Genomic DNA, 13,030 nt, shown 5'->3' with positions numbered 1-13,030 from the left:
AGAAAAGAAGCCACGCAATTTTTGAGGTTGCGTGGCTCATTTGTATTAGGGCTTTTCGGTTGTTTCGATTATCCGTTCTTCGGGGTGGGTATCAAAAGCCCAATTGATTTGTTCATCGGGCAGGTGCTGTGTATTCCTCTGCCCATTACCATTCCACAATCTTCAAGGATTTTCCGCTCGGCTTCCTCTCGGTCTGTGGCTACAACCTCAAACACACCTTCAAAAACGTATTGGGTGCGTACTCTGTAAACTTTCCTTTCCATATTTTCAAAATTCAGCGATTAGTAATCTGTGTTCCATCGGCTCGCCATTCGATAACCTGCGGTGAGTGAGCCAAAAATGGTGCGCGCCGTAACCATAAACGAAGTATTTGTCCAACTCGGTTTCTTGGGAAATTTGGAGGAGTGCTGTCTGCAACTCCTCCTTGTTCTCGGCTATGCTTATGGCATTGATAACTCTCACGATGATGTTGGGGATTTCGTCTGCCCAACTGCGAATAAAGCCTTCTATCTGTACTTTCATATTGCTTTGTTTTATGGATTGTGTTATGCGGTTGCTCTCTGCGCTATCATTCTCATATTCTTCTGCATCAAGGCGAGTATCTGCTCGTGGTACTCGGTGTTCTTGTTGCACACGCCACGACTTTGCACCACTTTCATCGTTTCCAATGATACCTCGATGGTCTCGATGCGCTCTCCGTCCTTTGTGGCAGAGAAGATAAGCGACTGCGGTTTGCTGTAATAGTGTGCGTCATATACGCAATGGTGCATTGCCGTGCCTTCCTCTAAATGCTCCTGCACACTCTCCAAAACGTGGATGCGGATAATGCCGTCAGTAAACTCTATGCCAAAGAATTTTGCTTTGAGTTGCTTGTATGCTTGTTCGGCTTCCATCGCTTCCTTGCGCTTTTTGATAATGTTCTCACGCTCCTGCCTTGCCCTGCGCTTGGCTTGGTAATGGTCGTGCGCTGCTCTTAGGTCGGTGGGGCAAATATACTTCGGACTGCGTATGTCCTTGTTGAGTGTCGCAAGCGTATCAACCATATCGCACCACAAATTGCCGTCCTCCACTTGGTAGCCATTGCGCAAACAGATACGGATAGATGCCCAATACTTGTCAATTTTGGCATATCTGTCCCTAATGAAGTGGCAAAGTAGGGAGAATTGTCCAGACTTCAATAAGGTTTCCGCCTTGTTGTCCGTAAGAATGGAATGAAACAACTCAAAGGGGGTAAGGTCGTGGAACGCTCCCTTAAATCCGTTGCGCCTAATGTCCTTCATCACTCCATAACGTGGGTAAATGCCGTGTGGAAGTATGTCGTACAAAGGCTTGTCGGGGCGGATTTCCAAAGCACTGCCAAACTGCCACGTGTCATACCAACAACTCATCGGGCGAAGTCGTGCCAATACTGCGCTTTTGCCGTTGGGTGCCATCCAACGCTCAACCACCTCAGAACAAAATCGTCTTATCGGTTGTCCTTGCTTGCGGTACACCTCCATATAGAAGTAACGTATCACTTGGTAGCCTTTGAAGGTGGTGAGTACGCAATAGTATGCAATATCCTTAAATACCCTCTGCCGTTCTGTATGTATGGTGAGTTTCGTTCCGCAATGGGGGCAAATTGTGGTCTTGCCTTTATGCCGTGTGTCCGTCCATTGGTGTCCACACTCCAAACAAGTGTGTTCGCCTTTCGTGTTGCGCTTGGCAATATGTTCAAAAAGGTGCGTATATGCCCACTGACTTTGCTTGTCGGTAATGGTGGGAAGTTGGATTGCCAACTCCGCCACTTGCTTCTGAAATTTATTTCTTGGTTTCATTTTCTGTCCTCCTTGTTTTACTCGTCACGGAATACATATCCGTCCTCAAACCAATATCCCTCGTCAAAGAGTTCTTCCGCATACTTTTCATAATTGAAATATCTCTCTGCAAACTCGGATAGTTCATGTTCCATACCTACCATTTCCCTTGCAAACTCTTCTTTGTTCACATATCTGCCTACAAAAGCGGAATTGAATTGCCTCATTAGGTAATAGACGGACTCGGTTAAATCCTTGCCGGTATTCTCTACCCATATCCAAAAGGCACTCACATTCATACCGTCCAAATTCTCCAACTCGTCCCTCAACTCGAAAAAGTTTTCGTGCAAATGCCCCTCGTCAATGAGTTCTTCGGGAATGTTCTCCCAATCTTGGAACATCAATTCGGGTTCATCCTCGTCTTGGTGAAGTTCGTGGCATACCTCCATAAACTCGTCTTGGTCGAAACACTCAGAAAGGTCTATCCACTTACCTCTTAGTGAGCCTTCGTTATACTTGGCATATGTGCCTACATAGATGCGTGCTTCGCTTAAATCGTATCGTTCCATAGTTTTTCCTTTTTAGAAGTCAAACAATGAAGGTTGTACCACCTCTGCCGTTTCTTTTTTTTGAGGTCTTGCGTTACGGCTCTGTATCTTGGCAAGTTCCTCACGTTGGTACTGCTTAATGGCTTCCTGCCGTGCTTCAGCTTTCTCCTCCTCTGTGAGTTCCACAATATGGTTTACTGCCACTCTGCAAGTGATAGCCTTACCCACCTTGATTTCGTCCTCGTCATAGTAGTGGACTGCCATTGAGTAGATTTCATCGTCCTCAAAGCCATTGCACCCACTCGCCTGCACTTGGTTCAAGATGTAGGTTACACACTCCTCGATGCTCTTGTTAGGCTTCATCAAGTTGAGAGCAAACAAAGGGTCTGTCGCTGCACGTCCGTTGAGATACTCGGCTATTGTTCTCGTAAAATGTTCTGTTCCTTTCATAGTCGTTTAATGTTTGGGGATTTCTACAATTTGATTGACACAACCATACAAATAGGCTCTTAGGCTGGTGCGGTCGGGTGCGTAATACTCTGCCCAATGTCCGTATTGATTGACAAGGTATTTCTTCAGCACATCGAAGAAGTCAAACCGATAACCCATTAGGGGAACGGCTGTACGGAAGTAGGTGTTGGTGTTCACCGCTTCGGCAAGCCAGTTCTTTTCCTCACGGCTCATTCGCTCCCCACGATTGAGTTTCACACGCAGGAGATACACCTTACTGCCACTCAATCTGTCCAATGGCTCAACGTCCCACTGCACAAACTTAGTCGCCACCAAACGCTCACTTTTATCAACCACCGAACTTATGCGGTAATGAGAGGAGGAGCTATATCCTTTTTCTTTCATCGAAGATGTGATATTTACTTTCTGCTGTTCCATAATGACATTTTTTTTATGCGTCCAAAGATCGGAGTATGCTGATTCCTTTTTGTAGCAATAAGAAGGTAGGGGGCGCAGCCGGCACAAGGTTTTGCAGGAAAATACTACCCGAAATGAAATGGAGGTGTGGAGATTTTCCGTACAAACCAAAGGCACAGACCTTGTGCAAGCCGTAGCCCCTTACTACCTTTGCGAATAAAAAGAAATCAGCACCGATTTATGGCACATCAAAGTGGAATAGATGGATGTGAGAAGCGAAAGTGCAACGCCTGTATGGAAAACGAAAAAGGTGGCTACCTTACGTGAGATAACCACCCATAAAGAAGAATGAATCGAAGAATATCTTTCCTTGTGCGCTCAGAGCATACAGAGCAGGATTGCCACGATGACGGCAAGCCAGAACAGCCAACACAGGATTGTAAAGGTTACTTGCAGAATAACTCTGACAATGAAGCGTAGTATCAGGAAGCTGAGAATAACCGAAACGGCGGTTACGACTTGTGGTGTAACCATCTTCGAGATAAGGTAAACCGCACCGATAACGATGGAAAGCAGAACGGCGAGTTCGATGAAGCGTGTCCAACCGAAGTGGCGGACTTGCTTGGGAGAAGTCGGCGGCTGCCTGTTCTTATCGGTTTTGTTCGATGCGTCTGCCTTGATGAAGGCAGGTGTGTGAATGTCTTGATTCATGATGATTGTTTTCATAATCGGGGCTTTTAATAGTTCAAGAGCGATAACAAGATGCTCTAACGACCCAAAGACAAGTGTTTGCAAAACTCTTGACGTGTGGAGTGGAGCGTTTATCTTGGCTCTTGACACTGCAAAAGCCCCCGATGGTGAAGTGTCAAGTCATATTCTCACCGCCTATCGTCGGAAGACCATTGACCTCGATGAGCAGCACGATTGTACCAGTCAGTTCGGTGTACAGTTTGTCGTATTCTGTACCTGCCGCAAAGTTGTCTGTGAGTTCGTACTTGGCAAATACCGCTTGAATTGCCTTGTTGTTCAGCAGGATTGGTGCTAACCTTTCGGGGAGCGGACTTGGTAGCTCCTTTTCAAACTCTTGCTCCAACACGGAAACAAGGGTGTCATACTTTGAGAAGTGCAAGTCGTGGTACAGCACCTCGCTTGCCATCGTCTCTGCTTCGGGAAAGGAAAATCCTTGCGCCACGGCATCGCAGTAAGCCGTCAATGCCTCGTCTGCGCGAGCGGTTACAAACGCATTATCATTCATTCTCTCAGGAAAATGCTCTCCGAGATACGTTTCCAACTTCAGACGGAAGTAGGAAAGTTCTTTCTTTGTTGTTGTCATAAGTCTTAATGGTTTGTTATTATAATAGGTGTATCAATCTTCTTAGTATAACGTCGCTTGGTAGCCTTTGCTGGTGGAGCACTTGCGAAGTCGAACTTATCCAATTTCTTGGATACAGCAAGCATATCGTTCTCTATCTTCTTGTTCGTTATGCGGGCATAAAGCTGAGTTGTAGTTATACTTGTATGTCCTAACATCTTGGATACAGACTCCACAGGAACTCCCTTTGTGAGCATCATCGTGGCAAAGGTATGTCGAGCCATGTGAAAGGTCAAGTTCTTGTTGATACCGCAAACATCGGCTATCTCTTTCAAATAAGAGTTCATACGCTGGTTGCTGAGAATGGGTATCAATCTACCATTTTTAGCTTTGCCCTCATACTTCTTGATAATAATCTTCGGAATGTCGAGCAAGAGGATATGGCTTAGTGTATCGGTTTTCTGACGTGCTGTTACAATCCACTGCTTGCCGTCCATCGTTATGATATTGTCGGGCGTAAGATTGGCTACATCAACGTAAGCCAGTCCTGTAAAGCAAGAGAACAAGAAGATGTCGCGAACATTTACCAATCGTTGCGTTGCAAATTCCTTGTGCATGATGGTGTCCACTTCTTCGTCTGTCAAAAAGCCACGATCAACTCTTTTGGTCTTGAAGTGGATATTGAGGAATGGGTCGTGATTAAACACTCCAGCCTTTCGACCAAATATGATAACCGTCTTAAAAGTCTTTAAGGTCTTGATGGCCGTGTTAAAGCATTGACCAACTACGGTTTTAAGATAGACGTCGAAATCGTGAATGACGATAGGGGTAAGCTCAATGATATTGAGGTCAGTGCGTGCATACTTTTCTTCAAGGAACTTGGCAAAGTGACGCTTGCAAATATCAAACTTGCGATAATTTGCTTTTGTAACTCCACAGCCAATCTGTGCATACATATCATTATTATACTTGGTAAACAATGAAAGAACGGTCTCCATATCCTCACGTTTGCCAAGATATTCCGATTTGATGCGTTCAAGGCTAAGTTCTTCCGAAAACTCTAATCGTTGGAATATCATCTGAAGGTCTGTGCTGATACTCGTCAGTTGAGCATTAGTAACCAAAGCCTCCTTGGTTCGTCCCCGTACTTTACCCAGTGTGCTGTCCCACATTTCGGGATCGACGCAAACTCCTGTTGTGCCAAGTGCCATTCTTTCTCCATTAAGATGGATACGCATCATAACCGATGCTTTTCCTTCTTTGTTCAAATAATTGCTTCGCAGATAGAAGCTTGTTCTGAAAATACTCTTCATACTTACAAGTTTTTAGTGCAGAAGTAAATCGTGTTTTCGACCCGTTTAAGGGTGAGTTACGCGTTATCTTTACAGCTGCAAAGTTCGACATAATTATTTGAATAACAATGAAGTATGCGGTATCTGTGTGTACTCTGTACGGTATCAGTGGCTACAATTTTACAAAGTCGATTTTTTCTGTAGCCATATTGTAGCCAGTTGGGAGTATCTTGAGCGTTTCGGCGGTATCTGTATGTACTCCCAAACAGAGAGTTCTATAAACGAATAATCGCCGTAACTCGTTGAAGTTACGGCGATTATCTGATTTAATCATTTTCTTGTAATCTCTTGTTCAGAGTACGTAAAGTGGAGCTGGTGGGAGTCGAACCCACGTCCGCACAAGGAAACCATACGCTTTCTACACGTTTATTCCAGTCTTCGATTTTCGTATGTCGGCAAGACCTGGACCACCAACCGACATCTTATCCTCTAAATCTTCATCAGTGCAGCGAGGCATACACTGACTATTTCCGATTGAACCTGCATCGCTTACTCTCTGGATTCGGAACAACATCCTCGGAGCGATGTCTCGTCCAACTATCTAATAGTCGGATAAAGCCAGTAACCTACTGTACTTCGGTTAGGCAGCGAGAGCGTAATTGTTTTCGCCAATTAATTTTTCGATAACTGAGATTTAGGAGCCAGTTAACGATGCTCCGCGTGCTTACGTACCATCTCGTCTTGCCGTCAAATCCAAACAAGCCCATAGTACAATGAGGACTTTTATGGGTTTTAGTCGATGTTATTCGCCTTTATCCCTATGTTTATCCTCTTCTGTTTCCACTGAATCAGATTGCAAATATAAGGAGAGTTCACGAAACTACCAAATCTTTAAGTACTTTTCTGCTTAATTTCATAGATAATTGCCCTCTGTCTGAAATTTGTTGTAACTTTGCAAGCACAACGCATTTGCGATGAAGATACAAGACATACAGAAACTATACGCTATGCTGCCACAGGCAGGAGCGATACAGAAGATACAGAAAGATAAGTCGATAAGAACTGTTTTTCTGCAAGGACTCGTGGCTTCAGCTGCTCCGATGTTCTTTGCTTCAATAGCTGAACGATGGAAGACAACGACTGTTTTCGTGTTGAATGACAATGACGAGGCGGGTTATTTCTACAATGACCTCAAGACAATTGCTATGCCTGTTGATGGTGAGGGGAAGGTAGCAGAGGTGCTGTTTTTTCCATCGTCTTATCGTCGTGCAGTGAAATATGGACAGCGTGATGCGGGTAATGAAATCCTGCGTACAGAGGTGCTGACACGTCTTTCTGCCCTTGCCTCGTGTGCTGACAACGCTCTACCGCTTTATATTGTCACTGAGCCATCAGCGCTATCAGAACTTGTTGTATCAAAAAAGCAGTTGGATGAACGTCGTTTGACATTGACAGTTGACCAGCATATTGATATTGTAGAGGTGGAGAAAACCTTACGTTCTTTTGGTTTTACGGAGACTGATTATGTCTATGAACCAGGTCAGTTTGCTGTGCGTGGTAGTATTATAGACGTCTATTCCTTCTCAAATGAACTTCCTTTTCGTATCGATTTCTTTGGTGATGATATTGAAACCATTCGCAACTTTGAAGTGGAGACGCAGTTGTCTACAGAGAAGCTGACACGTGTTGAGATTGTTCCAGAGCTGACAACGATGTCAGAAGAGAAGGTGCCTTTCCTTCAGTTCTTACCAGAAGATGCCGTATTGGCATTCAAGGACTTCCTCTATGTGCGTGATGCGATTGATAATATCTATCAAGAAGGCTTTACTAATCAAGCTTTGACGGAGAAGTTAGAGGGTAAAACGGAGTTAGAACAGCGCGAATTGGAAGTGGCTTTCCGTAAGGAAGGACAACTGGTGCCAGCCTCACGTTGGATGAACGATGCACTTGATTTCCGTCGTATAGAGTTTGGTATGAATCATTCTACCTCTGATCAAGCAAAGAAGAAGGATGGTTCACGGGCTACGATAAACTTCAGTACGTCACCACAACCACTCTTCCACAAGAACTTTGACTTACTGTCTAAGACCCTTCGTGACTATCTTCTGCAAGGTTATAAACTCTATATCTTTGCAGATAGCGAGAAGCAGACTATACGTTTGAGGGATATCTTCGATTCATTGGCAGATACAAATGTCTCACCTGACTCTGAGAATCTGTCTGTAGCTGAACTGTCTGGGGAGGGGCAGGACGCGACGGTGGGAGCTTTACCTTTTACACCTGTCAACCGAACGTTGCATGAAGGTTTTGTTGATAGTACGCTGAAAGTATGTTTCTTTACCGATCATCAGATTTTCGACCGTTTCCATAAGTATAACCTCAAGTCAGACAAGGCACGTCAAGGTAAGATGGCTTTGACGATGAAAGAGCTGCAAGAGATGGAACCTGGTGACTTCTTAGTGCATGTAGACTTTGGTATAGGTAAGTTTGCTGGTCTGGTTCGTGTGCCTGCTGGCGACTCTTATCAAGAGATGATACGTCTTGTTTATCAGCATAATGATATTGTGGACGTGTCTATTCACTCGCTCTATAAGATTAGTAAGTATCGTCGTGGTGATAGTGGTGAACCACCACGATTGTCTGTTCTTGGTTCAGGTGCTTGGGATCGCTTGAAAGAAAGGGCGAAGAAGCGTATTAAGGATATTGCTCGCGACCTCATAAAACTCTATGCTAAGCGACGTCGTGAAAAAGGATTTGCCTTTTCTCCAGACTCGTTTATGCAGCACGAATTGGAGGCTTCATTCCTTTATGAGGATACGCCCGACCAGTTGAAGGCTACACAAGAACTCAAACAAGATATGGAAAGCGCACGTCCGATGGATCGTCTGGTTTGTGGTGATGTGGGATTTGGTAAGACGGAGGTGGCTATCCGTGCTGCTTTCAAGGCTGCTGTGGATAATAAGCAGGTGGCTGTATTAGTACCTACAACCGTGTTAGCCTTCCAACATTACCAAACTTTTAAGAAGCGATTGAAGGATATGCCTGTACGTGTTGATTACCTCTCACGTGCTCGTAGTGCTAAACAAACAAAACAGGTGTTGGAGGATTTGGCAGAGGGAAAGATAGATATTCTTGTTGGTACGCATAAGTTGATAGGGAAGTCGGTGAAGTGGCATGACCTCGGACTACTTATCATTGATGAAGAACAGAAGTTCGGTGTGTCGACAAAGGAGAAACTTCGCCAATTAAAAACAAATGTTGACACCCTTACGATGTCGGCAACTCCGATCCCACGTACGCTACAGTTTTCACTGATGGGTGCACGTGATATGAGTATTATGCGTACACCGCCACCTAACCGTTATCCTATTCAGACCGAGATAGCTTCTTTCTCGCATGAAGTAATAGCAGATGCAATCAACTTTGAGATGAGCCGTAATGGACAGGTTTACTTTGTAAATGACCGCATCAGCAATCTTCCAGAGATAGCAAATCTTATTAAAAAGTATGTGCCAGACTGCCGTATTGCTATCGGACACGGGCAGATGAAGCCTGAAGAATTGGAGGAGATAGTGATGGGCTTTATGAACTATGACTATGACGTACTGCTTTCAACAACGATTGTTGAGAATGGTATTGATATTTCCAACGCCAATACTATCATCATCAACGATGCGCATCGTTTCGGACTCTCCGACCTGCACCAGATGCGTGGTCGTGTGGGGCGTTCTAATAAAAAGGCTTTCTGTTATCTTCTTGCTCCTCCTTTGGCTGCATTAAACCCAGAGGCACGTCGTCGGCTGGAGGCTTTGGAGACCTTCTCCGACCTCGGTAGTGGATTTAATCTTGCGATGCAGGACCTTGATATCCGTGGTGCTGGTAATCTCTTAGGCTCTGAGCAGAGCGGATTTATGGAGGATTTGGGATATGAAACCTATCAGAAAATCCTCAATCAGGCGGTGATGGAACTAAAAAATGATGAGTTCCAAGATTTGTATGAAGAGGAGATGGACGAAGGAAAGCAGATTACGGGTGATGACTTTATTGATGATTGTGCCGTAGAGAGCGACCTTGAAATGTACTTCCCTGATAACTACGTGCCGGGTAGTTCAGAGCGTATGCTGCTTTATCGTGAGCTTGATAATATTGAAAAAGACGAGGATCTCGATGCTTATCGTAAACGTCTACAAGACCGTTTCGGTCCTGTTCCACGTCAAGGTGAGGAACTGATGCAGGTCGTTGCACTTCGTCGTGTGGGTAAGCGATTGGGTTGTGAGAAGATTATCCTTAAGCAGGGACGTATGCAGATGCAGTTTGTTTCTAACCCTAATAGTGTCTACTATCAGAGTGCTGCCTTTGATAAGGTACTCAACTATATCGGTTATCATCCTCGTCGTTGCAATCTGAAGGAACGAAATGGCAAACGTTCTATGGTAGTCAGTGATGTGAAGACGGTAGGAGAGGGAGTAATGATTCTACGTGATATAGAGCATCCTCAGTCGTAACACTTGACAGAGGATTGCTTTATTGTTCTCTCGTTTATCTAATAACTATTGACTAAAATGGTGTACTGGGGTAGGGAGTGTGATTGATTAGCTGTCTATCAATGGAGGTATACATTGTATATTCTGATCTTATAAGTTCTATTGTGAGGTTGAATGATCGCTACTTAAAGTGTTTAGTAACCTATTGGATAGATGCTATTTACCACTGAATCCAAATTATTGTCATGAAAATAAATATTTATTCTCATGATAATAATTATTTTTCTTCACGATAATCATTCTTTCTTTTCATGAAAATAATTTATTGATAACTTCCTTATTGTAATTAAGATAAGGTTGATTCAATGATAAATCTTATAGCTTTATTTATTAGTTAACGCTCAATCTCAATCAATCTGTAAGTTTATTGATATCGTATGTAAATATATCCGATTATGTCGTTTCCGTCATGTAAACAATAATAAAAGCACAGAAAAACTTGCAAAAGTCATAAATCATGCTTAAATTTGCGAACAGATGATGAAAGAAGTAAGACATAATGATGTGTTGAAGGCTATTAGCAGCATTGCGATGGAGTTAAAACCTGAAAACGGAAAGATAATTCTTTTCGGCTCTCAGGCGCGTGGTGATGCAAGTGAACTGTCAGACTGGGATATTCTCATTCTTCTTGATAAGGATAGAATAGAAGAATCTGATCATGATAAGTTCACCTATCCTTTCTGGGAACTTGGATGGAAAATTAATGCAATGATACATCCTATCATCTATACCTTGCAGGAGTGGGCTAATCGAATTCACTCTCCTTTTCATAACAATGTTGAATCAGAGGGAATTTTGTTATGTTGACAAGTGAAGAACGAAAAGCACTTGTAGCATACCGCATTGAGAAAGCAAAAGCGGTGTTAGTAGAAGCACGTGACAACGCTCGTTTAGGCCATTGGAGCCTTGTTGGGAATCGTTTATATTATGCTGTCTATCATATGGCACAGGCTTTACTCCTTGATAAAGGATTATCTGCAAAGACACATGCAGGAACTATTCATATTATAGGACAGCAGTTTATCTCTGTTGGACTTATCGACAAAACTTATGGGAGATTGTTCTCCCGTTTATACGAGTTGCGCCAATCTGGTGACTATGATGATATGTTTGATGCTACGGAGGAAGAAGTTATGCCTTATTTTATTCAGATTGAGAAATTTATCAATGAAATGGAAGCATTGATTACTTTCAAATAATAAAGAAGATAATCACAATAAATAAAGAATTATGATTAAGAAATATGTAGAAGAGAATAAAGACAGAATGCTCGAGGAGTTGTTCAGTCTGATACGCATACCAAGCGTAAGTGCACAACCTGCTCATAAGGAGGACATGGTACGCTGTGCTGAACGTTGGAAGGAATTGCTGCTTGAGGCAGGTGTTGACAAAGCTGAGGTGATGCCATCAAAGGGTAATCCAATGGTTTATGCAGAGAGAATGGTTGACCCTAATGCAAAGACTGTATTGGTTTATGGTCACTATGATGTGATGCCAGCAGAGCCATTTGAACTTTGGAAGACCGAACCATTTGAGCCTGTTATTAAGGATGGTCATATCTGGGCTCGTGGTGCTGATGATGATAAGGGTCAGTCATTCATGCAGGCAAAGGCATTCGAGTATCTTAACAAGAATGATTTGCTGAAGCATAATATGAAGTTCATCTTTGAAGGTGAGGAAGAGATTGGTTCTGGTAGCCTCGGTCCATTTATTGAGGAACACAAGGAACTCTTGGCTTGCGATGTAATCCTCGTTTCAGATACTGGTCTTATCGGTCCTGATACTCCTTCTATCACAACAGGTTTGCGTGGTTTGTCTTATTGGCAGATAGAGGTGACTGGTCCTAACCGTGACCTTCACTCAGGAACCTTCGGCGGTGCTGTAGCTAACCCAATCAATGTTCTTTGTAAGTTGATAGCTGATGTAACTGGTCCTGATGGTAAGATTCGTATCCCTGGTTTCTATGCTGATGTTGAGGAGGCTTCTGATGAGGAGCGTAAACTCGTTGCATCTATTCCTTTCGATGAGGAGGAATATAAGAAGTCTCTTGGTGTTAAGGCACTCTTCGGAGAAGAAGGTTACAGTACAATCGAACGCACTGGTTATCGCCCAACATTTGATGTATGCGGTATCTGGGGTGGTTACACGGGGGATGGTGCGAAGACCGTTATTCCATCAAAGGCATACGCAAAGCTTTCTTCACGTCTTGTTCCACATCAGGATCATACAAAGATCAGCCAGTTGGTAGTGGATTATTTCAACAGTGTTGCTCCTGATTATGTTACAGTTAAGGTAGAGAAGCATCACGGTGGTCATGGTTATGTTTGTCCAATTGACTTCCCTGCTTATAAGGCTGCTGAGCGTGGCTTTGAGACAGTATTCGGTAAGCGCCCATTACCAGTACGTATCGGTGGTAGTATTCCAATTATCTCTACTTTCGAGAAGTTGCTCGGTGTGAAGACTGTTCTCATGGGCTTCGGCTTGGAGTCAAATGCTATTCACTCTCCGAACGAGAATATGCCAGTAGATCTCTGGTTGAAGGGAATTGAGACAATCATAAACTTCCACCTCGAGTACGATAAGGAGGCGTAAATTTGGTAATAAGACACACTGTAAGGTGTGTTAAGACATAGTAATAAAGGAACATTGTTTTCCGTAGTAACAGATTCTT

General features: G+C 43.6%; 12 protein-coding genes, 1 other RNA gene and 1 pseudogene. 4 read left to right on the top strand and 10 right to left on the bottom strand.

The genetic code is table 11. The annotated features are described in order from the left end of the window. Nucleotides 1-45: 45 nt before the first annotated feature. The 10 genes and pseudogenes from FIU21_RS09170 to ssrA all read right to left on the bottom strand — a co-directional run bounded on the left by FIU21_RS09170 (nucleotide 46) and on the right by ssrA (nucleotide 6,580). Nucleotides 46-263, bottom strand: a pseudogene (locus tag FIU21_RS09170) (hypothetical protein). A gap of 4 nt (nucleotides 264-267) precedes the next feature. Beyond that, nucleotides 268-522, bottom strand: a complete 255-nt coding sequence (locus tag FIU21_RS09165; RefSeq protein WP_004360065.1) for a DUF8466 domain-containing protein — start codon at nucleotides 520-522, stop codon at nucleotides 268-270. Nucleotides 523-545: 23 nt separating this feature from the next. Further along, nucleotides 546-1,817 carry a PcfJ domain-containing protein gene (locus FIU21_RS09160; protein ID WP_004360066.1) on the bottom strand — a complete coding sequence of 424 codons (1,272 nt, stop codon included), beginning with the start codon at nucleotides 1,815-1,817 and terminating at the stop codon, nucleotides 546-548. A gap of 17 nt (nucleotides 1,818-1,834) precedes the next feature. Beyond that, nucleotides 1,835-2,365 carry an antirestriction protein ArdA gene (locus tag FIU21_RS09155; RefSeq protein WP_004360067.1) on the bottom strand — a complete coding sequence of 177 codons (531 nt, stop codon included), beginning with the start codon at nucleotides 2,363-2,365 and terminating at the stop codon, nucleotides 1,835-1,837. A gap of 12 nt (nucleotides 2,366-2,377) precedes the next feature. Then, a complete protein-coding gene (locus FIU21_RS09150; RefSeq protein WP_004360068.1) occupies nucleotides 2,378-2,794 on the bottom strand; it encodes a PcfK-like family protein in 417 nt (138 codons plus the stop codon). 6 nt (nucleotides 2,795-2,800) lie between these two features. Continuing rightward, nucleotides 2,801-3,232 carry a hypothetical protein gene (locus FIU21_RS09145; protein WP_004362771.1) on the bottom strand — a complete coding sequence of 144 codons (432 nt, stop codon included), beginning with the start codon at nucleotides 3,230-3,232 and terminating at the stop codon, nucleotides 2,801-2,803. 357 nt (nucleotides 3,233-3,589) lie between these two features. Beyond that, a complete protein-coding gene (locus FIU21_RS13360; RefSeq protein ID WP_004360070.1) occupies nucleotides 3,590-3,937 on the bottom strand; it encodes a hypothetical protein in 348 nt (115 codons plus the stop codon). Between the two features lie 139 nt (nucleotides 3,938-4,076). Next, entirely contained in the window at nucleotides 4,077-4,544 is a 468-nt protein-coding gene (locus tag FIU21_RS09135; RefSeq protein WP_004360071.1) for a DUF1896 domain-containing protein, read from the bottom strand. A gap of 5 nt (nucleotides 4,545-4,549) precedes the next feature. Then, nucleotides 4,550-5,836, bottom strand: a complete 1,287-nt coding sequence (locus tag FIU21_RS09130; protein ID WP_004362773.1) for a site-specific integrase — start codon at nucleotides 5,834-5,836, stop codon at nucleotides 4,550-4,552. 343 nt (nucleotides 5,837-6,179) lie between these two features. Continuing rightward, nucleotides 6,180-6,580, bottom strand: a transfer-messenger RNA (tmRNA) gene (gene ssrA, locus FIU21_RS09125). Between the two features lie 209 nt (nucleotides 6,581-6,789). On the opposite strand from ssrA, the gene mfd reads away from it, so the two are divergent. The 4 genes from mfd (at nucleotide 6,790) to FIU21_RS09105 (ending at nucleotide 12,951) form a co-directional block, all read left to right on the top strand. Beyond that, complete coding sequence (mfd, locus tag FIU21_RS09120; protein WP_172891367.1) at nucleotides 6,790-10,320, top strand: transcription-repair coupling factor; 3,531 nt, start codon at nucleotides 6,790-6,792, stop codon at nucleotides 10,318-10,320. Between the two features lie 516 nt (nucleotides 10,321-10,836). Then, nucleotides 10,837-11,166: a nucleotidyltransferase domain-containing protein gene (locus tag FIU21_RS09115; protein WP_004360074.1), complete on the top strand. Its 330-nt coding sequence runs from the start codon at nucleotides 10,837-10,839 to the stop codon at nucleotides 11,164-11,166. After that, entirely contained in the window at nucleotides 11,160-11,558 is a 399-nt protein-coding gene (locus tag FIU21_RS09110; RefSeq protein ID WP_013264089.1) for a HEPN domain-containing protein, read from the top strand. Before FIU21_RS09115 ends, FIU21_RS09110 begins: the two co-directional genes overlap by 7 nt. A gap of 31 nt (nucleotides 11,559-11,589) precedes the next feature. Further along, the gene (locus FIU21_RS09105; protein ID WP_172891366.1) at nucleotides 11,590-12,951 is read left to right on the top strand and encodes a dipeptidase; all 1,362 of its coding nucleotides are present in this window, start codon (nucleotides 11,590-11,592) and stop codon (nucleotides 12,949-12,951) included. Nucleotides 12,952-13,030: the final 79 nt, after the last annotated feature.

The sequence above is a fragment of the Prevotella melaninogenica genome (genome assembly GCF_013267595.1).
Taxonomy (GTDB): Bacteria; Bacteroidota; Bacteroidia; order Bacteroidales; family Bacteroidaceae; genus Prevotella; species Prevotella melaninogenica_D.
Note: the sequence above shows the minus strand (reverse complement) of the source record. Positions and strands in the feature narration are given on the sequence as shown.